General features: G+C 71.0%; 13 protein-coding genes. 9 read left to right on the top strand and 4 right to left on the bottom strand.

All coding sequences use genetic code 11. The features are described from left to right. From AWC19_RS16130 to AWC19_RS16110, 5 genes are all read left to right on the top strand, one after another. The gene (locus AWC19_RS16130) at nt 1-1,866 is read left to right on the top strand and encodes a galactan 5-O-arabinofuranosyltransferase (RefSeq protein WP_085079067.1); all 1,866 of its coding nucleotides are present in this window, start codon (nt 1-3) and stop codon (nt 1,864-1,866) included. Next, nucleotides 1,866-5,132 carry an arabinosyltransferase domain-containing protein gene (locus tag AWC19_RS16125; protein WP_085079066.1) on the top strand — a complete coding sequence of 1,089 codons (3,267 nt, stop codon included), beginning with the start codon at nt 1,866-1,868 and terminating at the stop codon, nt 5,130-5,132. The genes AWC19_RS16130 and AWC19_RS16125 overlap by 1 nt, the downstream gene beginning before the upstream one ends. A 113-nt stretch (nt 5,133-5,245) precedes the next feature. Then, nucleotides 5,246-5,578 (top strand): ArsR/SmtB family transcription factor, encoded by a 333-nt coding sequence (locus tag AWC19_RS16120; protein WP_085079065.1) that lies wholly within the window; start codon nt 5,246-5,248, stop codon nt 5,576-5,578. Beyond that, nucleotides 5,575-6,057, top strand: coding sequence for an SRPBCC family protein (locus AWC19_RS16115; protein WP_085079064.1), 483 nt, complete (start codon nt 5,575-5,577; stop codon nt 6,055-6,057). Before AWC19_RS16120 ends, AWC19_RS16115 begins: the two co-directional genes overlap by 4 nt. After that, complete coding sequence (locus AWC19_RS16110) at nt 6,054-6,677, top strand: maleylpyruvate isomerase family mycothiol-dependent enzyme (protein ID WP_085079063.1); 624 nt, start codon at nt 6,054-6,056, stop codon at nt 6,675-6,677. Before AWC19_RS16115 ends, AWC19_RS16110 begins: the two co-directional genes overlap by 4 nt. Before the next feature lie 3 nt (nt 6,678-6,680). Here the strand turns inward: AWC19_RS16110 and AWC19_RS16105 are convergent, their stop codons facing one another. Beyond that, complete coding sequence (locus tag AWC19_RS16105) at nt 6,681-7,802, bottom strand: BTAD domain-containing putative transcriptional regulator (protein WP_085079062.1); 1,122 nt, start codon at nt 7,800-7,802, stop codon at nt 6,681-6,683. Between the two features lie 125 nt (nt 7,803-7,927). On the opposite strand from AWC19_RS16105, the gene AWC19_RS16100 reads away from it, so the two are divergent. From AWC19_RS16100 to AWC19_RS16090, 3 genes are read left to right on the top strand one after another with little or no spacing between them, the layout of a single operon-like run. Next, nucleotides 7,928-11,212, top strand: a complete 3,285-nt coding sequence (locus AWC19_RS16100) for an arabinosyltransferase domain-containing protein (RefSeq protein ID WP_085079061.1) — start codon at nt 7,928-7,930, stop codon at nt 11,210-11,212. Next, nucleotides 11,209-14,451 carry an arabinosyltransferase domain-containing protein gene (locus AWC19_RS16095; protein WP_085079060.1) on the top strand — a complete coding sequence of 1,081 codons (3,243 nt, stop codon included), beginning with the start codon at nt 11,209-11,211 and terminating at the stop codon, nt 14,449-14,451. Before AWC19_RS16100 ends, AWC19_RS16095 begins: the two co-directional genes overlap by 4 nt. Before the next feature lie 54 nt (nt 14,452-14,505). After that, the gene (locus AWC19_RS16090) at nt 14,506-15,012 is read left to right on the top strand and encodes a hypothetical protein (protein ID WP_085079059.1); all 507 of its coding nucleotides are present in this window, start codon (nt 14,506-14,508) and stop codon (nt 15,010-15,012) included. Here AWC19_RS16090 and AWC19_RS16085 read toward each other — a convergent pair. After that, entirely contained in the window at nt 15,009-15,224 is a 216-nt protein-coding gene (locus AWC19_RS16085) for a DUF1918 domain-containing protein (protein ID WP_085079058.1), read from the bottom strand. The genes AWC19_RS16090 and AWC19_RS16085 overlap by 4 nt on opposite strands. Before the next feature lie 117 nt (nt 15,225-15,341). On the opposite strand from AWC19_RS16085, the gene AWC19_RS16080 reads away from it, so the two are divergent. Then, on the top strand, nt 15,342-17,129 hold the full coding sequence (locus AWC19_RS16080) for an acyl-CoA dehydrogenase family protein (RefSeq protein WP_085079057.1): 1,788 nt from the start codon (nt 15,342-15,344) through the stop codon (nt 17,127-17,129). Between the two features lie 40 nt (nt 17,130-17,169). On the opposite strand, the gene AWC19_RS16075 is transcribed toward AWC19_RS16080, so the two are convergent. After that, a complete protein-coding gene (locus AWC19_RS16075) occupies nt 17,170-18,744 on the bottom strand; it encodes an acyl-CoA carboxylase subunit beta (RefSeq protein ID WP_372508539.1) in 1,575 nt (524 codons plus the stop codon). Between the two features lie 19 nt (nt 18,745-18,763). Continuing rightward, nucleotides 18,764-24,013, bottom strand: coding sequence for a polyketide synthase Pks13 (pks13, locus tag AWC19_RS16070; RefSeq protein WP_085079055.1), 5,250 nt, complete (start codon nt 24,011-24,013; stop codon nt 18,764-18,766). Nucleotides 24,014-24,019: the final 6 nt, after the last annotated feature.

Below are 24,019 nucleotides of genomic sequence, written 5' to 3'. Positions count from 1 at the left end.
ATGCGCAACGCCCTGGCCACGCTGGGCCAGATGGTCGCGGCGGTTGCGGTGGCTACCGTCGTCGCAGTGGTGTCGCTGACCGCGATCGCCGGCGTGCAGTGGCCGGCCTACCCCTCGTCCAACCAGCTGCACGCCCTGACCACCGTCGGACAGGTCGCCTGCCTGGCCGGGCTGGTCGCCGTCGGATGGCTGTGGCGCCGCCACCGCGGGCTCGCGCAGCCGGGCGGGCTGGTGTTCGTCTCCGCGTTCAGCGTCGTGACGCTGGGCATGCCGCTGGGTGCCACCAAGCTCTACCTGTTCGGCATCTCCGTGGATCAGCAGTTCCGCACCGAATACGTGACCCGGCTCGCCGACAGCCCCGCCCTGCACGACATGACCTACGTCGGCCTGCCGCCGTTCTACCCGCCCGGCTGGTTCTGGATCGGGGGGCGCGTCGCGGCGCTGACCGGGACGCCGGCCTGGGAGGCCTACAAGCCGTGGGCCATCACCTCGATCACCATCGCGGTCGCCGTCGCGCTGGTGTTGTGGTGGCGGATGATCCGCTTCGAGTACGCGCTGATCGTCACCACCGCGACGGCCGCCGCCACGTTGGCGTACAGCTCGCCCGAGCCCTACTCCGCCATGATCACCGTGCTGCTGCCGCCGGTGCTGGTCCTGACCTGGGCGGGCCTGCGCGCCGGCGACCGCGGCGGCTGGGCGGCGGTGGTCGGCGGCGGGCTGTTTTTGGGCTTCGCGGCCACCTGGTACACGCTGCTTTTCGGGTTCACCGCGTTCACCATGTTCCTGATGGCGCTGGCGGTGGCCGGCGCGCGGTGGCGCCGCGACGGGCCCCGGGCGGTGGTGGACCCGCTGCGGCGGCTGGCCGTCATCGCCGTCATCGCGGCGGCCATCGCGAGCACCACCTGGCTGCCGTTTTTCCTCCGCGCCGTCAGCAGCCCGGCCAGCGGCGCCGGCAGCGCCCAGCACTACCTGCCCGCCGACGGCGCCCAGCTCACCTTCCCGATGCTGCAGTTCTCCCTGCTGGGCGCGGTCTGCCTGCTGGGAACCGTGTGGCTGATCGTCCGGGCGACGTCGTCGGTGCGGGCGGGCGCCCTGGCCATCGGCGTGCTGGCCGTCTACCTGTGGTCGGTGCTGTCGATGCTGACCACGCTGGCGCGCACCACGCTGTTGTCGTTTCGGCTGCAGCCGACGCTGACCGTGCTGCTGGTAGCCGCCGGCGCGTTCGGCTTCGTCGAGGCGGTCCGGGCGCTGGCCCCGCGAGGCCGCGCGGTCGTCCCGGTGGCCGGCGCCCTCGGTCTGGCCGCCGCGATCGCGTTCAGCCAGGACATCCCCGACGTGCTGCGGCCGGATCTGACCATCGCCTACACCGACACCGACGGCTACGGCCAGCGCGGCGACCGCCGGCCGCCGAGTTCGGAGAAGTTCTACCCCGCCATCGACGCGGCGATCCTGCACGCGACGGGCAAGGCGCGCGACCAGACCGTGGTGATGACCGCCGACTACAGCTTCCTGTCGTACTACCCCTATTGGGGCTTCCAGGGCCTGACGTCGCATTACGCCAACCCGCTGGCCCAGTTCGACCTGCGCGCGGCCCAGATCGAGAAGTGGTCCAAGCTCAAGACCCCCGACGAGCTCATCCACGCGCTGGACGCCTCGCCCTGGCCACCGCCGACCGTCTTCCTGATGCGCCGCGGCGCAAACAGCAACTACACGCTGCGGTTGGCCCAGGACGTCTACCCCAACCAGCCCAACGTCCGCCGCTACACCGTCGAGCTGCCGGCCGCCCTGTTCGACGACCCGCGCTTCGCCGTCGACACGATCGGCCCGTTCGTGCTGGCCGTCCGCAAGCCGGGAGCCAACCGCTGATGGCCACCGAAACCCCGGCTGACTTGGTCGAAGAACTACCATCTACCCCCGTGGACGACGAGGGCGGCAACTACCGGATCGCCCGGGTGGTTGCCATCGTCGCCGGTCTGCTCGGCGCCCTGCTGGCGATCGCCACCCCGCTGCTGCCGGTCAACCAATCCACTGCCCAGCTGAACTGGCCGCAGAACGGCACGTTCGGCAGCGTCGAGGCGCCGCTGATCGGCTATGTGGCCACCGACCTGAACGTCTCCGTGCCGTGCCGGGCCGCCGCCGGGCTCGCCGGACCGCAGAACTTAGGCAAGACGGTGCTGCTGTCGACGGTGCCCAAGCAGGCCCCCAAGGCCGTCGACCGCGGGCTGCTCATCCAGCGCGCCAACGACTACTTGGTGCTGGTGGTGCGCAACGTCGCGGTGGTCACCGCCCCGCTGAGCCAGGTGCTCGGCCCGGCCTGCCAGCGGTTGACGTTCACCGCGCACGCCGACCGCGTCACGGCCGAATTCGTCGGGCTCACACAGGGACCCAACGCCGAGCACCCCGGCGCGCCGCTGCGCGGCGAGAAGAGCGGCTACGACTTCCGCCCGCAGATCGTCGGCGTCTTCACCGACCTGTCCGGGCCGGCGCCGCCCGGGCTGACCTTCTCGGCGACCGTCGACACCCGCTACAGCAGCAGCCCCACGCCGCTGAAGATGGCCGCGATGATCCTCGGGGTCGTGCTGACCGCGGCCGCCCTGGTCGCGCTGCACGTCCTCGACACCGCCGACGGCACCCGGCACCGCCGCTTCCTGCCGTCGCGCTGGTGGTCGGTTGGTGCCCTGGACGCCCTCGTCATCGCGGTGTTGGTGTGGTGGCATTTCGTCGGCGCCAACACCTCCGACGACGGCTACATCCTGACCATGGCGCGGGTGTCCGAGCACGCCGGCTACATGGCCAACTACTACCGCTGGTTCGGCACGCCCGAGGCGCCGTTCGGCTGGTACTACGACCTACTGGCGGTGTGGGCCCACGTCAGCACCGCCAGCATCTGGATGCGGCTGCCCACCCTCGCCATGGCGCTGACCTGCTGGTGGTTGATCAGCCGGGAGGTGATGCCCCGCCTGGGTCACGCCGTCAAGCGCAGCCGCGCCGCGGCCTGGACCGCTGCGGGCATGTTCCTGGCCGTGTGGCTGCCGCTGGACAACGGCCTGCGGCCCGAGCCGATCATCGCCCTGGGCATCCTGCTCACCTGGTGCTCGGTGGAACGCGCCGTTGCCACCAGCCGGCTGCTGCCGGTGGCGATCGCCTGCATCGTCGGCGCGCTGACGCTGTTCTCCGGGCCGACGGGCATCGCCTCGATCGGTGCGCTGCTGGTCGCGGTCGGGCCGCTGCGGACCATCCTGCACCGCCGATCCGCACGGTTCGGCGCGCTGCCTCTGGTCGCCCCCATGCTGGCCGCGGCCACCGTCACCGCCATCCTGATCTTCCGCGACCAGACCCTGGCCGGTGAGGCGCAGGCCAGCACGCTCAAGCGGGCCGTCGGGCCCAGCCTGAGCTGGTTCGACGAACACATCCGCTACGAGCGGCTGTTCATGGCCAGCCCCGACGGGTCGGTCGCTCGCCGCTTCGCCGTGCTGGCGTTGCTGCTGGCGCTCGGGATAACGGTCGCAATGTCGTTGCGCAAGGGCCGAATTCCGGGCACCGCTGCGGGACCCAGCCGCCGCATCGTCGGGATCACCATCATCTCGTTCCTCGCGATGATGTGGACTCCCACCAAGTGGACCCACCACTTCGGGGTGTTCGCCGGGCTGGCCGGGTCGCTCGGGGCGCTGGCCGCCGTCGCGGTGACCTCGGTGGCGATGCGCTCGAGACGCAACCGCACCGTGTTCGCCGCGGTGGTGCTGTTCTTGGTGGCGCTGTCGTTCGCCAGCGTCAACGGCTGGTGGTACGTGTCGAATTTCGGTGTGCCATGGTCGAATTCGTTTCCGCAGTGGCACTACGGCTTCGCGACCATGCTGCTGGGGCTGACCGTGGTGGTGCTGCTGCTGGCGGCGTGGTTCCACTTCGTCGCCACCTATAACGGGCCACCCAGGAGCCGGTACGGGGCCCAGGTGGCCGGAATCGTGCAGTCCCCCTTGGCGATTGCGGCATGGGCCCTGGTGGTCTTCGAGGTGCTGTCGCTGACCCTGGCCATGACGGACCAGTTCCCGGCGTGGTCGGTGGGACGCTCCAACCTGGAGGCACTGACCGGCAAGACCTGCGGGCTGGCCGAGGACGTCCTGGTCGAGACCGATCCGACCGCCGCGCTGCTGTCGCCGGTCAGCGGTTCGGCCGCCGACGCCCTGGGCGCCGGCCTGTCGGAGGCGTTCACCCCCAACGGGATTCCGGCCGACGTCCGCGCCGACCCGGTGATGGAGCGTCCGGGCGACCGCAGCTTCGTCACCGAAGACAGGCTGACCACCGGCGCCGAGGCCGGCACCGAGGGCGGCACCACCCCGGCGCCCGGGATCAACGGGTCGGCGGCCCAGCTGCCCTACAACCTGGACCCGGCCCGCACGCCGGTGCTCGGCAGCTGGCGCTCCGGCATCCAGGTGCCCGCGCACCTGAGGTCGGGCTGGTACCGGCTGCCGGCGCGGGACAAGGCCGGACCGCTGCTGGTGGTCAGCGCCGCCGGGCGCTTCGACCCGCGCGAGGTCCAGGTGCAGTGGGCCACCGACGGCGACGCGGCAGCCGGACACGCCGGCGGGTCGTTCCAGTTGGCCGACGTGGGCGCCTCGCCGGCGTGGCGCAACCTGCGGTTGCCACTGTCGGCCATCCCCAGGGCCGCCACCCAGATCCGTTTGGTCGCCGACGACGAGGACCTGGCCCCGCAGCACTGGATCGCTCTGACGCCGCCGCGGATTCCGCAGCTGCGCACGCTGCAGGACGTGGTCGGCTCGCGGGACCCGGTGTTTTTGGACTGGCTGGTCGGCCTGGCGTTTCCGTGCCAGCGACCGTTCGGGCACCAGAACGGCGTCGACGAGACACCGAAGTGGCGCATCCTGCCGGACCGCTTCGGCGCCGAGGCCAACTCGCCGGTGATGGACAACAACGGCGGCGGCCCGCTGGGCGTCACCGAGCTGCTGGTGAAGGCGACGACGATGGCGACCTATTTGAAAGACGACTGGTCGCGCGACTGGGGCTCGCTGCAACGGTTGACCCCCTACTACGCCGACGCGCAGCCCGCGCGCCTGCAGTTGGGCACCGCGACGCGCAGCGGTCTGTGGAACCCGGCGCCGCTGCGCAGGGGTTAGCGCCGCTTACAGCCCGGGGATGCCGAGCCCGGGGAGGCAGCCCAGGTTGGGCGGCGGATTCCTTGCGCCCGGGGTGTTGCCGGTCCCCATTGGTAAGCCTAGACTTACGGTTCGTGGTCACTTACCAAGCCGGCCGTCGCGGCGACGGCTGGCTGGCGCTGGCCGACGGGACGCGGCGGGCCATCGTCGAACGCCTCGCGCACGGCCCGGCGGCCGTCGGCGAACTGGCCCGCGAGCTGCCGGTCAGCAGGCCCGCGGTGTCCCAGCACCTCAAGGTCCTCAAATCGGCCGGCCTGGTTCGCGATCGGGCCGCCGGAACGCGCCGCGTCTACCAACTCGACCCGACCGGCCTCGAGGCGTTGCGCGCCGACCTCGACCGGTTCTGGACCCAAGCGCTGGCCGGCTACGCGCAGGCCGTCGACGAAGCGGAGGGAGAAAACCCATGACGAAGCCGCGCAGCGTCGCGCACCGAGTCGTCGTCAACGCGCCGATCGAGCGCGCGTTCGCCGTCTTCACCGAGCGGTTCGGCGACTTCAAGCCCCGCGAGCACAACCTGCTGGGCGTCCCGATCGCCGAGACCGTCTTCGAGCCGCGCGTGGGCGGACACATCTACGACCGCGGCGTCGACGGCACCGAATGCCGATGGGCGCGCATCCTGACCTACGAGCCGCCGCATCGCGTGCTGTTCAGCTGGGACATCGGCCCGACGTGGCAGCTGGAGGCCGACCCGGCCAAGACGAGCGAGGTCGAGGTCCGCTTCACCGCCGAATCCGGAGGCCGCACGCGCGTCGACCTCGAACACCGCCACCTCGACCGCCACGGCCCGGCCTGGGAATCGGTGTCCGACGGCGTCGGCGGCGACGCGGGCTGGCCGCTGTACCTGGGCCGCTACACCCGCCTGTTCGGTGTGGAGGCTGGCACGTGACGGACACCCTGATGGCGATGGCCAGCGCCGAGCGCGCCGACCTCGCCGACTTCCTGGGCACCCTCACGCCGCAGGACTGGGCGGCGCCGAGCCTGTGCGCTCGCTGGAGCGTCAAAGACGTTGTCGCGCACGTGATCAGCTACGAGGAGCTCGGCACGGCCGGGCTGCTGAGGCGCTTCGCGAAGGGCCGGATCGTGCGGGCCAACCAGGTGGGTGTCGACGAGTTCGCGGCCCTGACCCCCGAGCAGCTGCTCGCGTTCCTGCGCGAGCACCAAACGCCGCGGGGGCTGACGGCGTGGTTCGGCGGCATGATCGCGTTGGTCGACGGCACCATCCACCACCAGGACATCCGCCGCGCGCTGGGCCGCCCGCGCGCCGTGCCGGCCGACCGGCTCACGCGGGTGCTCGGGCTGGTGCCGGGCAACCCCAGGATCGGCGCCGGGCGCCGGATCCGGGGGTTGCGGCTGCGCGCGACCGACGTCGACTGGGCGCACGGCCGCGGACCCGAGGTGAGCGGGCCGGGCGAGGCGCTGCTGATGGCGATGGCCGGCCGCCCCGCGGCGCTCGCCGAACTCGGCGGCCCCGGCCGCGACACCCTGGCCCGACGGCTGGGCGGATAGCCGTCAGCGGGGGCGAACCTCGAAAACGAACTCGTGGCCGCCGATGCAGATGCGGTCGCCGTCGGCCAGGCTGGCGCTGCCCCGGACGCGCCGGCCGGCCACCTCCACGCCGTTGGTGGAACGCAGGTCGGTCATCATGAAACCCGTTCCGGTGTCGGTGATTACGGCATGATGGCGGCTGACGTCGGTGTCGTCGAGGACGATGTCGTTGTCGGTGAACCGCCCGATCCGGGTGATCGCCCCCGCCAGCGGGTGGAGCCGCCCGCTCCGGTCCCGCAGCCGGGCCACGGCGGCCTCGGCCGCCGCCGGCTCCTGGTAGACGCCGCGCTTGTGGGTGGTCAGGGCCGCGCGCGTCGCGCCCAGCGGCTCCTGGCGCAGGATCCGCTCGTGCAACGCGCTGACCGTCGGCCCCGGGTCGATGCCCAGCCCCTCGGCCAACGCCGACTTGAGCCGCCGGTAGGCGCCCAGCGCATCGGACTGCCGCTCGGTGACGTAGTAGGCGGTGATCAGCTGCGCCCACAACGGTTCGCGATACGGGTGCTCGGCGACGAGCGCCTCGAGCTCACCGATCACCGCCCCGGCGCGCCCGCACGCGATCTCCGCCTCGGCGCGCGCGGTGTGCGTCGCCACCTTCTCTTCCGTCAGCGCGGTGGCGAAGGCGTCGACGAAGGCGAAGTCGCGCAAATCGTCGAGCACCGGTCCGCGCCATTCGCCCAGCGCCAGCGAGAAGTGGCCGCTGGCGTCCTCGAAGCGTCCCGCCGCGACGGCCTGCGTTCCCGCCGTCCGCTCGGCGCTGAAGCGTCCCAGGTCGCAGTCGGCGTCGGCGACGCTGAGCTGATATCCCGGCGGGGCGCTGGCCAGCACCTGATACGCGTCGACCCCGGCGTCGCGCAGCAGCCGCCGCAGGTTGGACACATGGGCCTGGATGCTGGTGCGCGCCGCCGGCACCGGTTCGTCGCCCCATACCGCATTGATCAGCGCGTCGACCGACACCGGCCGGTTGCGGTTGACCAACAGCATGGCCAGCACCGCGCGCTGCTTGGGCGCACCCACCGGGACGCGGACGCCGTGGCTCGTCATCAACAACGGCCCCAAGACACCGAACCCCAGGCCTGCGTTCGTCATCGCAAACCATTTTGACCGCACCCGCTGCCGCCAGGGCGAATTCGCCCGACATTCGGCGCGCCACGTCGGGCACCGCGGCCCTGCGTCCGAACCGCGCTAATCCGCTTCCCTTACCATCGACCCTCGTGCCCCACGACGGTAGCGAGCGATCGCCACGCATCCCCCGGCTGATCGCCGTCGTCGCGGGAATCGCGGGCCTGCTGTTGTGCGCGCTGGTTCCGCTGCTCCCCGTCAAGCAGACCACCGCGACGGTCCTGTGGCCGCAGGGCACGACGGACGGCCACGTCACCCAGGTCACCGCGCCGCTGGTGTCGGGGGCGCCGCGGGCGCTGGACATCTCCATCCCGTGCCCGGCGATCGCCACGCTGCCACCCAACGGCGGGCTGGTCGTTTCGACCCTGCCCGCCGGCGGGGTCGACACCGGCAAGAACGGGCTCTTCGTGCGGGCCGACAGGGACGTCGTCGTCGTGGCGTTCCGCGACACCGTGGCGGCGGTGGCGCAGCGCCCGGCGGTCGCCGCCGGCGCCTGCAGCGTGCTGCACGTGTGGTCCGACATCGGCGCGGCCGGCGCGGATTTCGTCGGCATCCCCGGCGCCTCGGGCGTCTTGCCCGCGGAGAAGAAGCCTCAGGTGGGCGGGATCTTCACCGATTTGAAGGTGCCGCCGCAGCCGGGGTTGTCGGCCCGCGTCGACGTCGACACCCGGTTCATCACCGCCCCCACCGCGCTGAAGACCGTCGTGATGGCGTTGGGAGCCCTGTCGGTGCTGGTCGCCGTCGTCGCGATGGCGGTGCTGGACCGGCGCAGCCGCGGCGGTGACCTGCGGGTCAGCTGGCGCCCCCCCATCGGGTGGCGGGTCGGCGTGGCGACATGGGTCGCCGACGTCGGCGTGATCGGAACGCTGCTGGTCTGGCACGTCATCGGCGCCACCTCGTCGGACGACGGCTACAACCTGACCATCGCCCGGGTCGCGCCGAAGGCCGGCTACGTCGCCAACTACTACCGCTTCTTCGGCACCACCGACGCCCCGTTCGACTGGTACTTATCGCTGCTGTCGAAGTTCGCGGCGGTGAGCACCGCCGGCGTGTGGATGCGGATACCGGCCACGCTGGCCGGGATCGCGTGCTGGCTCATCATCGGGCACTGCATGCTGCGCAGGCTGGGCCCCGGCAGGGGCGGCCTGGCAGGCAACCGGGTCGCGGTGCTCACCGCCGGCGCCGTGTTCCTGGCCGCGTGGCTGCCGTTCAACAACGGGCTGCGGCCCGAGCCGCTGATCGCCCTCGGGGTGCTCGTCACCTGGATGCAGGTGGAACGCGCGATCGGGCTGCGGCGCATCGCGCCGGCGGCGGTCGCGATCTTCGTCGCCATGCTCTCGGCGACCCTGGCGCCGCAGGGGTTGATCGCCGTCGCGGCGCTGCTGACCGGCGCCCGCGCCGTGGCCCAGGCGATCCGGCGACGCCAGGCGACCGACGGGCTGCTGGCCCCCCTGGCGGTGCTGGCGGCGTCGCTCGCGCTGATCCTGGTGGTGGTGTTCCGCAGCGAGACGCTGGCCACGGTGGCGGAGTCGGCGCGCATCAAATACAAGGTCGGCCCGACGATCGCCTGGTACCAGGACTTCCTGCGCTACTACTTCCTCACGGTGGAGTCGAACCCCGACGGGTCCATGGCGCGGCGCTTCGCGGTGCTCGTGCTGCTCTTGTGCCTGTTCGGGATGCTGGTGGTGCTGCTGCGGCGCGGCGGGGTGCCCGGTTTGGCCGCCGGCCCGGCGTGGCGGCTGATCGGCACCACCGCGGTCGGCCTGCTGCTTCTGACGTTCACGCCGACGAAGTGGGCGGTGCAGTTCGGCGCGTTCGCCGGGCTGGCCGGCGCCCTGGGCGCGGTCACCGCGTTCGCCTTCGCCCGGATCGGCCTGCACAACCGCCGCAACCTGACGCTGTACGTCACCGCGCTGCTGTTCGTGCTGGCGTGGGCCACTTCGGGAATCAACGGCTGGTTCTACGTCGGCAACTACGGGGTGCCCTGGTACGACATCCAACCCGTCATCGCCAGCCACCCGGTGACGTCGATGTTTTTGACGTTGTCGATCGTGACCGGGCTGCTCGCCGGCTGGCAGCACTTCCGCATGGACTACGCCGGGCACACCGAGGTCAAGGACAACCGCCGCAACCGCGTGCTGGCCTCCACCCCGCTGCTGGTGGTGGCGACGATCATGGTCCTCGGCGAGGTCGGTTCGCTGGCCAAGGGCGCCGTCTTCCGCTACCCGCTCTACACCACCGCCAAGGCCAACCTGGCCGCGATCAGCTCCGGGCTTTCGCCGACCAGCTGCGCGATGGGCGACGACGTGCTGGTCGAGCCGGACCCCAATGCCGGTCTGCTGCAACCCGTTCCGGGGCAGCAGTTCGGTCCCGCGGGCCCGCTGGGCGGCGTCGACCCCGTCGGGTTCAAACCCGAGGGCGTCGGCGACGACCTGCGGTCCTACCCGGTGGTGACCAAGCCGGGCGTGGTGAACTCCGACGCCTCGCCGAACAAGCCCAACGCCACCATGAGTGACTCGGCGGGCACCGCCGGCGGCAGGGGCCCGGTCGGGGTGAACGGCTCGCATGCCGCGCTGCCGTTCGGGCTGGACCCGGCCCGCACGCCGGTGATGGGCAGCTACGGCGAAAACTCGCTGGCCGCCACGGCGACCTCGGCCTGGTACCAGCTGCCGCCCCGCACCCCGGACCGGCCGCTGGTGGTGGTGTCGGCCGCCGGCGCCATCTGGTCGTACAAAGAGGACGGCACCTTCACCTACGGGCAACAGCTCAAACTGCAGTGGGGGGTCGCCCGCCCCGACGGCTCCACCCAGCCGCTCGCGCAGGTGCAGCCGATCGACATCGGCCCGGAGCCGGCGTGGCGCAACCTGCGGTTCCCGCTGGCCTGGGCGCCGCCGGAGGCCAACGTGGCGCGCATCGTCGCCTACGACCCGAACCTCAGTTCCGAGCAGTGGTTCGCGTTCACCCCGCCGCGCGTGCCGGTGCTGCAGACCCTGCAGCAGCTGATCGGTTCGCGCACACCGGTATTGATGGACCTGGCCACCGCCGCCAACTTCCCATGCCAGCGCCCCTTCTCCGAACACCTTGGCGTCGCCGAACTTCCGCAATACCGCATCCTGCCCGACCACAAGCAGACCGCGGCCTCGTCGAACGGCTGGGAATCCAGCGAGGCCGGCGGCCCGTTCCTGTTCACCCAGGCGTTGCTGCGCACCTCGACGATCTCGACGTACCTGCGGGGCGACTGGTACCGCGACTGGGGATCGATCGAGCAGTACTTCCCGCTGGTGCCGGCCGACCAGGCGCCGGCCGCCGTCGTCGAACAGGGTGTGATCACAGTGCGCGGCTGGAGCCGGCAAGGACCGATTAGGGCACTGCCATGAGCGTCGTCAACCACGAACAGGAGGCGGCCACCGGACAGCGCGGCGCCCGCGACGGCGTGCGCGTGACGCGCTGGGTCGCGACGGTCGCCGGGCTGGTGGGCTTCGTGTTGTCGGTCGCGACGCCGCTGCTGCCCGTCGTGCAGACCACCGCAGAACTGAACTGGCCGCAAAGCGGCCAGCTGAACAGCGTTACCGCGCCGCTGATTTCGCTGACGCCGGTCGACGCGACGGCGACGGTGCCGTGCTCCGTGGTGCGCGGCCTGCCGCCCGACGGCGGGGTGGTGCTCAGCACAGCACCCAAAAAGGGCAAGGACGCCGCGCTCAACGCGTTGTTCGTCGTCGCCAGCAGCCAGCGCGTCGACGTCACCGATCGCAACGTGGTGATCGCCAGCGTGCCGCGGGCCCAGGCGGCGGGTCCGCCATGCCAGCGCATCGAAATCACCTCCACCCGCGCCGGCACCTTCGCCACCTTCGTCGGGCTGACCGACCCGGCCGGCAAACCGGTCGGCGGCGGCTTCGCCGACCCCAACCTGCGGCCCCAGATCGTCGGGGTGTTCACCGACCTGACCGGTCCCGCCCCGCCCGGGCTGCGGTTCTCGGCGACCATCGACACCCGGTTCTCCACCACGCCGACGACGCTGAAACTGGCGGCGATGGTGCTGGCGATCCTGGCCACCGTCGTCGCGCTGATCGCGCTGTGGCGCCTGGACCAGCTCGACGGCCGGCGCATGCACCGCTGGATACCGAAGAACTGGCGCAGGTTCACCCTGGTCGACGCCGCGGTGATCTTCGGCTTTTTGTTGTGGCACCTGATCGGGGCGAACTCCTCCGACGACGGCTACATCCTCGGCATGGCCCGCGTCGCGGACCACGCCGGCTACATGTCCAACTACTTCCGCTGGTTCGGCAGCCCCGAGGACCCCTTCGGCTGGTACTACAACCTGCTGGCGCTGATGACCCACGTGAGCGACCACAGCCTGTGGATGCGGTTGCCCGACCTGGTCGCCGGGCTGGTCTGCTGGCTGCTGCTGTCGCGTGAGGTGCTGCCCCGGCTGGGGCCGGCGGTGGCCTCCAGCACCGCCGCCAACTGGACGGCCGGATTGGTCCTGCTCACCGCGTGGATGCCGTTCAACAACGGCCTTCGCCCCGAGGGGATCATCGCGCTCGGTTCACTGGTCACCTACGTGCTGATCGAGCGATCGATGCGCTACAGCCGCCTGACACCGGCCGCGCTGGCGGTGATCACCGCGGCGTTCACGCTGGCCGTCCAGCCCACCGGCCTCATCGCCGTGGCCGCCCTGATCGCCGGTGGCCGTCCGATCCTGCGAATCCTGGTGCACCGTCACCGACTGGTCGGCACGTGGCCGCTGGTCGCCCCGATGCTGGCCGCCGGCTTCGTGGTGCTGACCGTGGTCTTCGCCGACCAGACGCTGTCGACGGTGCTGGAAGCCACCAGGATCCGCACCTCGATCGGGCCGAGCCAGGCCTGGTACACCGAGAATTTGCGCTACTACTACCTTTTCCTCCCGACGGTCGACGGGGCGGTGTCGCGGCGATTCGGCTTCCTGATCACCGCGCTGTGCCTGTTCACCGCCGTGTTCATCATGTTGCGGCGCAAGCGGATTCCCGGCGTGGCCCGCGGACCGGTGTGGCGGCTGATGGGTGTCATCTTCGCGACCATGTTCTTCTTGATGTTCACGCCCACCAAGTGGGTGCACCACTTCGGGTTGTTCGCGGCGGTGGGCGCGGCGATGGCCGCGCTGACCACGGTCCTGGTGTCGCACGAGGTGCTGCGCTGGTCGCGCAACCGCATGGCGTTCGCGGCGGCGGTGTTGTTCGTGTTGGCGCTGTGTTTCGCCACCTTCAACGGCTGGTGGTACGTGTCCAGCTACGGCGTGCCGTTCAACAGCGCCATGCCGAAGATCGCCGGAATCACCGTCAGCACAATCTTTTTCGCCCTGTTCGCGATCGCCGCGCTCTGGGCGATGTGGCTGCACTTCGCGTCGCGGGATCGCGGCGAGGGCCGGCTGGCCCGGGCGGTGACGGCCGCGCCGCTGCCGCTCGCGGCGGGATTCATGGCGCTGGTGTTCGTCGCGTCGATGGTGGCCGGGATCGTGCGGCAGTACCCCACCTACTCCAACGGCTGGTCCAACCTGCGCGAATTCGCCGGCGGCTGCGCGCTCGCCGACGACGTGCTGGTCGAGCCCGACAGCAACGCCGGCTTCATGGCGCCCCTTCCCGACAGGTACGGCCCGCTCGGGCCGCTGGGCGGTGTCAACCCGATGGGCTTCTCCCCCAACGGAATACCGGAGCGCACCCTGGCGGAGGCGGTCCGCGAGACGGCGGTGCCGCAACCGGGGACGGACTACGACTGGTACGGGCCGACCAAGCTGGCGGCGCCGGGCGTCAACGGGTCGCTGGTGCCGCTGCCCTACGGCCTGGATCCCGATCGGGTTCCGGTGGCGGGCAGCTACACCACCGGCCCGCAGCAGCAGAGCAGGCTGACGTCGGCCTGGTACCGGCTGCCCAAGCCGGACGGCGGGCATCCGCTCGTGGTGGTGACGGCCGCGGGCACGATCACCGGTAACAGCGTGCTGCACGGCCACACCTCCGGGCAGACCGTCGTCCTCGAGTACGGCAGGCCGGCGCCCGGCGGTGACCCGAATGCCATCGTGCCGGCCGGTCGCCTGGTGCCCTACGACCTCTACGGGGAGCAGCCGAAGGTGTGGCGCAACCTGCGCTTCGCCCGGTCACAGATGCCCGCGGACGCGGTCGCGGTCCGGGTGGTGGCCGAGGACCTGTCCCTGACGCCGGAGGATTGGGTCGCGGTGACCCCGCCGAGGGTGCCGGAGCTGCGCTCGGTTCAGGAGTATGTCGGCTCGACGCAGCCCGTGTTGATGGACTGGGCGGTGGGCCTGGCCTTCCCCTGCCAGCGGCCGATGCTGCACGTCGACGGCGTCACCGAGATCCCGAAGTTCCGCATCACGCCGGACTACAACGCCAAGAAGCAGGACACCGACACCTGGGAGGACGGCGTCAACGGCGGCCTGCTCGGCATCACCGACCTGTTGTTGCGGGCCCACGTGATGTCGACCTACCTGTCGCGTGACTGGGGCCGCGACTGGGGATCGCTGCGCAAGTTCGACACCATCGCCGACGCCCACCCCGCCCGGCTCGACCTGGGCACCGCGACGCGCAGCGGCTGGTGGTCGCCGGGCGAGATCAGGATCAAGCCGTAATCGAAGGCGAGCGCGCGGGTTTAATTTTGCCGGCGACAGGTCAATACCGGACCCATGCACGAGCTAGCGCGGTTAGGCACACGCGCGGCGGCGCTCACCGCGGCGATCGCCGCGGCGGCGGCGGCCGAAACCTTCACCGCCGCCGCGGCGAACGGCACCACCGTCGTCTTGGAGAGCAAGCTCAGACGCTGCGATTTCAGCCTCGTCAGCGAGGCGGCCCAGGTGCCGTTTCCCGCCCTCGGCAGCGGGTCGGCGCTCATCCGCACGACGGGATCGACGGTGACCGCGGAGGTGCGCGTCGCGATACCCAATCGGCCGGGCACCCACTACGACGTCGGCCTGATCCAGGAACCCCGGCCGTCGTCGGCCACCTGTGGCCCCGGGGATCCGGGGACCGCCTTCACCGGATTGGACACCGACGGGGCGGGCAACGCCGCGGTGACCATTCAAGACGCAGTGGGATCCGGCACGACGGGTGTCTGGGTGATTGTGGAACGCCCGGACCCGCACTCCCAGAACCCCGCCGAGTTCTACACCTCGGAGTTCCTGGCCCCGGTCTAAGCCTTGTGCGACGTCCGCTGTTGTTCGGCCGCGCTGACGACGAGGGCGTCCGAGCCCGGAAACACCGTCGCCACATGGCCGCTGGCAAGCCACCGCACCACGTACGGCGGGCCGCCGTCGGCCCCGCGCACCTCGGTGATCTCGCCCCGCTGATCCGGCAACTCCGTTGTGGCGCCCTTGATTACGAGCCAATCTCCGACATCGGCTTTCATCATCGACTCCCTTTGATAGCTAGCCGCTCAGCCGATCATGCGCCGCCGGGCCGCGTCATGGGAAGACCCGCGGTCGGCGTCTTTCACTTCGGGTTTCGGCTGTAATACCGTCGCGTCATGAGCGAGTACGGCCTGGAGGCCTTCGAAAGGCCGCGCCGGCTGCCCTTCTCCACCCCGGAAAAGTCGCGGCGCTATCGGACCGACGACTACCACGGGGCCGTGGGCCTCAATTGGTACCTCACCGACCCGACCCTGCAGTTCACCATGGCCTACTATCTGCGGCCCGACGAATTGGCCGTCGTGGAGCCGCATTTGGCGCGCATGGGCGAGCTGATGGGCGGCCCGGTGGCGCGCTGGGCCGAGGAAACCGACCGCAACCCGCCGCGGCTCGAGCGCTACGACCGGTGGGGGCACGACATCAGCCAGGTCGTCATGCCCGCGTCGTTCACCCAGTCCAAGCGGGCCGTCCTGGACGCCCAGCAGGCGCTGCGCTCCGACGCGCGGACCGCCAAGGTGAGCTCGGGGCTGGCGCTGTTCGCATCCAACTACCTGCTCAACCAGGCCGACATCGGGATGGGCTGCGCGCTGGGCACCGGTGGCGGCATGGTGCAGGCGCTGGTGGCGGCCCACGCGCCGGCCGACGTTCGCGAGCACGTGCTGGCCAAATTCGCCTCCGGCGAGTGGGCGGGCGAGACGGCGCAGCTGCTGACCGAACGCACCGGCGGCTCGGACCTGGGCGCGCTCGAGACCACCGCGACCCGCGCCGGGGACGCGTGGCTGCTCAACGGGTTCAAGTGGTTCGCGTCCAACTGCGCCGGCGAGGCGTTCGTCGTGCTGGCCAAGCCCGAGGGAGCCCCCGACTCGACCCGCGGCGTCGCCAACTTCCTGGTGCTGCGCACCCGCCGCGACGGGTCGCGCAACGGGGTGCGGGTGCGCCGCCTCAAAGACAAGCTCGGCACCCGCTCGGTGGCCTCCGGCGAGGTCGAGTTCGTCGACGCCGAAGCGTTCCTGCTGTCCGGGGAGCCGAGCGGGCAGGCGGGCCCGTCCGACGGCAAGGGGCTCGGCCGCATGATGGAGCTGACCAACGCCGCGCGGCTGGGCATCGCGCTGTTCGGGCTCGGCAACGCCAGGCGCGCCCTGGTCGAGTCCCTGTGTTACGCGCGCCAGCGGGAGGCCTTCGGCGGGGCGCTGATCGACAAGCCGCTGATGCGGCGCAAGCTCGCCGAGATGATCGTCGACGTCGAGGCCGCGCAGGCGCTGGTCTTCGACGGGACCGGCGCCGCCAACCATCGCCAGCCGCGCGCCATCCGGCAACGCATCGCGGTGCCCGTCACCAAGCTCAAGGTCTGCCGGCTCGGGATCACCTCGGCGTCGGACGCGATCGAGATCCACGGCGGCAACGGCTATATCGAGACGTGGCCCGTCGCCCGGCTGCTGCGCGACGCGCAGGTCAACACGATCTGGGAGGGCCCCGACAACATCTTGTGCCTCGACGTGCGCCGCGGCATCGAGAAGGCCAACGCGCACGAGGCGCTGCTGGCGCGGCTGCGGGACGCGGTGTCGGTCTCCGATGACGACGAGACGACGCGGCTGGTGGCGCGCCGCGTCGAGGACCTCGACGCGGCGATCACGGCCTGGGCCAAACTCGACGCCGGCCTGGCCGAGGCGCGGCTGTTCCCGCTGGCGCAGTTCATGGGCGACGTGTACGCCGGCGCGCTGCTCACCGAGCAGGCCGCCTGGGAGCGCGACACCCGCGGCGGCGACCGCAAGGCGCTGGTCGCCCGGCTGTACGCGCAGCGCTACCTCGCCGACCGCGGGCCGCTGCGCGGCATCGACGTTGACCACGACGAGGCGCTGGAGCGGTTCGACGAGCTGTTGGACGGCGCTTTCACGCATCGAGCGTGAATCCCGCGACACTCGGCGCCGGGGCCGGCGCGCGGCGGGCCTAGACCGGGATCAGGCCGTGCTTGCGGCCGACGCGGAACCACAGCTGCTTGTCGCGCAGCAGCCGCATCGACTTGCGGATCAGCAGCCGGGTGTCGTGCGGGTCGATGACGGCGTCGATGAACCCGCGCTCGGCGGCGATCCACGGGATCGCCATGTTGAGGTTGTAGCCCTCGATGAAGTCCCGCTTGATCGCCTGCGCCTCGGGCGTGGTCGGGTCGGGGAACCGCTTCATCAGCAGCTGCGCGGCCCCCTCGGCGCCGATCACCGCGATCCGCGCGGTCGGCCAGGCGAAGTTGAAGTCGGCGGTCAGCTGCCGCGATCCCATCACCGCGTAGGCGCCGCCGTAGGACTTGCGGACCGTGATGGTCACCTTCGGCACGTCGGCCTCGACGACGGAGTAGAGGAACCGGCCGCCGCGCTTGATGATGCCGCGCTTCTCCTCCTCGGCTCCGGGCAGGAACCCGGGCGTGTCGACGACGAAGACCAGCGGGATGTTGAACGCGTCGCAGAACCGGATGAACCGCGCCGCCTTGTCGGACGCCTCATTGTCGATCGCGCCGGACAAATGCATCGGCTGGTTGGCCACCACGCCGACCGGATGCCCGTCGACCCGGGCGAACCCGGTGATGATCGCCGGCCCGTGCTGCGCCGCGACGTCGAGGAAGTCGCCGTCGTCGAAGATCCGCAGCAGGATCTCGTGCATGTCGTAGGCCGCGTTGTCGTTGTCCGGCACGATCGCGTCGAGTTCGAGGTCGGTCGGGGTGATCTCCGGCTCCAGCCCGGGGTTGACGATCGGCGGTTTGTCGAAGCAGTTGGACGGCAAAAACGACAGGTAGTCGCGCACGTACTGGAACGCCTCGGCCTCCGAGTCGACAACTTGGTGGATGTTGCCGTAGCGGGCCTGCGCGTCGGAGCCACCGAGCTCGTCGAGGGTGACCTCCTCGCCGGTGACCTCGCGGATCACGTCCGGCCCGGTGACGAAGAAGTAGCCCTGGTCGCGCACCGAGACCAGCAGGTCGTCCTGGATCGGCGAATAGACCGCTCCCCCAGCGCATTTGCCGAAGATCAGCGAGATCTGCGGGACCAGCCCGGACAGCGCCTCGTGGCGGCGGCCCAGCTCGGCGTACCAGGCCAGCGAGGTGACCGCGTCCTGGATGCGGGCGCCGCCGGAGTCCTGGATGCCGATGATCGGGCAGCCGACCATCGCGCACCATTCCATCAGCCGGGCGACCTTGCGGCCGAACATCTCCCCGACCGTGCCCTGGAACACCGTCTGGTCGTGGGAGAACACCCCGACCGGGCGGCCGCCGATCATGCCGTGCCCGGTGACGCACCCGTCGCCGTAGAGCGCGTTCGGGTCGTTCGGCGTTTTGGCCAGCGCCCCGACCTCGAAGAAGGTCCCCGGGTCCAGCAGCGCGTGGACGCGGGCGCGGGCGCTGGGGATGCCCTTCTTGTCGCGCTTGGCGGCGGCCTTCTCGCCGCCGGGCTCCTTGGCAAGTTCCAGGCGAGCGTGCAGCTCGGCCAGCTTCTCCGCGGTGGTGTGGACGACGGGAGCCTGCGCTGGCGCCGGCACGGTGTCTGTCACTACTTGCCTACCTACCTTGTCCTGACTTGGCCTGCTGGAGTTCCGCCTCGATCCTGTTGAGCGCCTGGGTCATGTGCGCCCCGACCTTGGCGATGATCGGCTCGTCGATGGCCTGAATGTGCTCGCCACCGATCGGCACCACCTCGAGGTCCGAAACCCACTCGCCCCAGCCGCCGTCCGGCTTGCGGGTGGCGTAGCGCGGCTCGAACATGATCGCGTCGTCATGGTAGCGATCCGCCATGTACAGGGTGACGTGGCCGTCGTACGGCTGGATCTGGGCGGTGTCGATGGCCCGGTTGTCCAGGTACGACGTGCGCTGGTGCTCGATGATCCCGGCCGGGATCTGCACCCCGCTCGCCTTGACCGCGTCGAGGACCAGCCGGACCTGGCCCTCGTCGTCGAGCTCCTCGAGCTGCTCGTAGGGGATCTCCGGGATGGTGACGTTGAACGTCTTCTCGGCGAACCGGGCGTAGCGGTCCCAGCGCTTGCGGATCTCCTCCTTGGTCTGCGGGATCTCCTCGCCGGCGCGCACCGCGTCGATCAGGCCGACCCACTCGACGTCCTTGCCCATCCGCTTGAGCCCGATGGCGCACGCGTAGGCCAGCACCCCGCCCAGCGACCAGCCGGCCAGGATGTAGGGCCCGTCGCCCTGCATCTCGATCAACTTCGGCACGTACTGCGCCGCACGCTCCTCGATGGTTCCCTCGACCCGCTCGAAGCCGTACATCGGGGTGTCGGCGGGCAGCCGGTTGAGCAGCGGCTCGTAGACCACCGTCGACCCGCCGGCCGGGTGGAACACGAACACCGGGGCCCTCGTGCTGCCCTCGGGACGCGCCCGCAGGGTGCGGACGAAGCCGTCGACCACACCGGCCTCCAGGTACTGGCGAACCTTGTCGGCCAGCGCCTCGATGTTCTCCGACGCCAGCACGTCCTCGGCGGTGATCGGCCCGTCCGCGCGTTCGGAAAGCCGCTGCGCCATCTTGGCGGCGGCGTCGGCGTCCAGCTTGGGCAGCGGGTTGAAGATGCCGCCCGGCGACTTGCCGGTGACGATCGCCCACGTGGCGAACGTGACCCGCTCGGCGGCGTCGCGCGGCGGCACGTCGGAGTTCAGCGCCTTGGCGACCGCCTCCTGGTTCAGCTGGCCGTTCGCCGCGGGGCCCGACGGGTCCGTCGGCGGCGGCGGGACCGGAACGTCGGACGCCGGCGCCAGCACGCTGGCGGGGGTGGCGCCGCTGATCAATTCGGCTTGGGCCCTGGCGATCTCCTCGGCCGTCTGCGTCTTCTGGTACTCGTGCAGCTGCTCGACCTCGTCGCGGTGCTCGACCGCGTACTCGATCAGCTTCTCGACGTTGTAGAGGTTGGCGTCGCGCACGGCGGCCAGCTGGATCGGCGGCAGGTCGAAGTCGTACTCGACGCGGTTCTTGATCCGCACCGCCATCAGCGAGTCCAGGCCCAGCTCGATCAGCGGCACCTCCCACGGCAGGTCCTCGGGCTCATAGCCCATCGCCGACCCGACGATCAGGCCCAGCCGCTCGCCGATGGTCTCACCGGAGTCCGGTGACCATCTGGTCATGCCGCTGGGCATGTAGCGGCTGGTCAGGCTGTCGGACAGCGTCTCGGCGCCGGGTTCCTCGGCTGGCGCTTCCGGCGCGGCCGGGGCCGCCGCGGAGGCGATCGCGGTGCCGGCGCCGACCGCCGCGGGCAGCGCGGCGCCGGATCCGCCGCGGGTCACCAGCGCGTCGTACACCAGCGTGAAGGACTCGTCGACGCGGGCGTGCACCTGCACCGAGGCGCCGCCGGGATGGCGGGTCAGCGTCGTCACCAGGCGGGCGCCCTCGCCGGGCACCGCGCGCTGCTCGGCCGCCGCCAACGTCGCGTCCGGAAGGACTTGGGCGGCAGCGGCTTTCACCAGACCGGGCAGGTCGGTCATGCCGCGGGGCGCGTACTCCCACACGTGGCGGCCGTCCGGCAGCGCGACGTGGTTGCCCGGCATGATGGCAGCGCCGCTGCCCGACGCGACGTGCACGTCGAGCCAGTGCTCCTTGCGCTTGAACCTCGTCGGCGGGATGTTGGCGTAGTCGGACGGCCCGCTGGCCCGGGTGAACAGGGTCCAGATGTCCAGGTCGTGGCCGTAGACGTAGAGCTGGGCCATCGCCGAGATCATCGACTCGACGTCGTCTTGCTTGCGGGCCAGCGTCGGGATCAGCTGGGCGTCGTGCAGCCCGGCCGCCGCCGTGGTCAGGCCCACCTGCATCAGCGCCACCGGGTTGGGGGCCAGCTCCACGAAGGTGGTGTGCCCGCTGTCGACCGCGTTGCGGATGCCGTGGGTGAAGTAGACGCTGTGCCGCAGCCCCTTCTTCCAGTACTCCACGTCGTGGATCGGCTCGCCGCCCGGCTTGATGTAGCTGCCCTCGTGCACGGTCGAGAAGATCCCCACCGTCGGGCTCATCGGCGTGATGCCCTGCAGCTCCGCGGCCAGCTCGCCCAGCAGCGGGTCCATCTGCGAGGTGTGGCTGGCGCCCTTGGTCTGGAACTTGCGGGCGAACTTGCCCTCGGATTCCGCGCGGGCGATGATCGCGTCCACCTGCTCGGGCGGTCCGCCGATGACGGTCTGGGTGGGCGCGGCGTAGACGCACACCTCGAGGTCGGGGAAGTCGGAGAACACCGTCTTGATCTCCTCGGCGGAGTACTCCACCAGCGCCATCAGCCGGATGTACTCGCCGAACAGCATGGCCTCGCCCTCGCCCATCAAGTGTGAGCGCGAGCAGATGGCCCGGGTGGCGTCGCGCAGCGACAGCCCGCCGGCGAAGTACGCCGACGCGGCCTCGCCCAGCGACTGGCCGACCACCGCGGCGGGCTTGGCGCCGTGGTGCTTGAGCAGCTCACCCAGCGCGATCTGGATCGCGAAGATGGTGACCTGGGTGGTCTCGATGCCGTAGTCCTGGGAGTCGTCGAGGATCAGCTCGAGCACCGAGTAGCCCAGCTCGTCCTGGATCAGCGCGTCGACCTTCTCGATCCACTGGGCGAAGACCTCGTTGCGCAAATACAGGCTCTTGCCCATCTTGCGGTGCTGCGCGCCGAACCCGGCGAGCACCCACACCGGCCCGTTGGTCACCGGCCCGTCGACGCTGAACACGCCCGGCCGCTGCTTGCCCTCGGCGACCGCGCGCAGGCCCTTGATGGCCTCCTCGTGGTTGTGGGCGAGCACGATCGAGCGGGAGCGGCCGTGGTTGCGCCGCGACAGCGCCCGGCCGATCGATTCCAGCGACGACGCCTGGCCCTCGGGGCTTTCCATCCAGTCCGCCAGCTCGGCGGCCGCGGCCCTCTTGCGGGAGGTCAGGAACGCCGACACCGCAAGCGGGATCACCGGCGGCGGAAGCTCCTGCGCGGCAAGCTCTTCCAGCGCGGCCTGCTTGAGCCGCAGGGCCTCCTCGGTGAGGCCCGGCAGGTCGGGCTCTGCCTCTGCTGTGGGCGCGTCGCTGAGGATTTCGCCGTACTCGTCGAACCGCAACGACTGACCCTCGAAGCTGGGCGCCTCGCTCGCGTGGGGGGCCTCGGCCTTCGCCTCGGGTTCGGGTTCGGGCTCCCGCTCGGTCACGTCGCGCGGCAGGACCTCGCGCACCACCACGTGCGCGTTGGCGCCGCCGAACCCGAAGCTGGACACCCCGGCCAGCGCGTAGCCGCCGTAGCGGGGCCAGTCGGTGGGCTGGTCGACCACCTTCAGGTGCACGTTGTCCCAGTCGATGTAAGGGCTGGGGCCGGCGAAGTTGAGGGACGGCGGCAACTTGCCGTGCTGCAGCGCCAGCACCACCTTGGCCATGCTGGCCGCGCCCGCGGCCGACTCCATGTGCCCGACGTTGGTTTTCACCGCACCCAGCAGCGCCGGGCGGTCGGCCGGGCGGCCCCGGCCGACGACGCGGCCGAGCGCCTCGGCCTCGATCGGGTCGCCGAGGACGGTGCCGGTGCCGTGCGCCTCGATGTAGTCGACGGTGCGCGGGTCGATGCCGGCGTCCTTGTAGGCGCGGCGCAGCACCTCGGCCTGCGCGTCCTGGTTGGGGGCGATCAGGCCGTTGGACCGGCCGTCGTGGTTGACCGCGCTGCCGGCGATCACCGCCAGGATCTGGTCGCCGTCGCGGCGGGCGTCGTCGACCCGCTTGAGCACCAGCATGCCGCCGCCCTCGGAGCGGGTGTAGCCGTCGGCGTCCGAGGAGAACGACTTGATCCGGCCGTCGGGGGCCAGCACCGCGCCGATCTCGTCGAAACCGAGCGTGACCGCCGGGGTGAGCAGCGCGTTGACGCCGCCGGCGACCGCGACGTCGGCCTCGCCGTTGCGCAGGGCCTGCACGGCCTGGTGGATGGCAACCAGCGAGCTCGAGCACGCGGTGTCGACGGCGACCGACGGCCCGCGGAAGTCATAGAAATACGAGACCCGGTTGGGCACGATCGAGGTCGCGTTGCCCGTGATGGCGTAGGGGTGCGCGACGGTCGGGTCGGACACCGCCAGGAAGCCGTAGTCGTTGTTGGAGACGCCGATGTAGACGCCGACGGGCTTGCCGCGCAGGCTCGACGCCGGGATGCGGGCGTGCTCGAGCGCCTCCCAGGTCAGCTCCAGCGCCATCCGCTGCTGCGGGTCGATGTTGTCGGCCTCGGTCTTGGCGACGGCGAAGAACTCCGAGTCGAAGCCCTTGATGTCCTTGAGGTAGCCGCCGCGGGTGCGGGCCTTTTCGATCCGCTCGGCCAGCCGCGGCTCCTCGAAGAATTCCGACCACCGGCCCTCGGGCAGGTCGGTGATGGCGTCGCGGCCCTCCATCAGGGCCTGCCAGGTTTCGTCGGGGCTGTTCATGTCCCCGGGCAGCCGGGTAGACAGCCCCACCACCGCGATGTCGACGCGCTCGGCCGGGCCGGTGCGCGACCAGTCGGTGTTGCCGTCGCCGCTGGTGTCCGCCTCGGGCTCGCCCTCGATGATGCGGGTCGCCAGCGACTCGATCGTCGGGTGCTGGAACGCGACCGCGACCGACAGCGTGACGCCGGTCAGGTCCTCGATATCGGCGGCCATCGCCACCGCGTCGCGCGACGACAGGCCGAGCTCCACCATCGGCACCGACTCGTCGATGTTGTCGGGCGACTGCCCGGTGCACTTGGCCACGTAGTTGCGCAGCCACTCGCGCATCTCGGCGACGGTTGTTATGCGCCGCTCGTTCTCGGTGGAGCCTTCGGATGCGGAAACTTGTCCGGAATCAGTCTCTGTGTCAGCCATTTTCGT

The organism is Mycobacterium palustre (genome assembly GCF_002101785.1).
In the GTDB taxonomy this organism is placed as follows: domain Bacteria; phylum Actinomycetota; class Actinomycetes; order Mycobacteriales; family Mycobacteriaceae; genus Mycobacterium; species Mycobacterium palustre.
The sequence above is the reverse complement of the archived record's forward strand: the minus strand, read 5'-3'. Positions and strand labels throughout refer to the sequence as shown.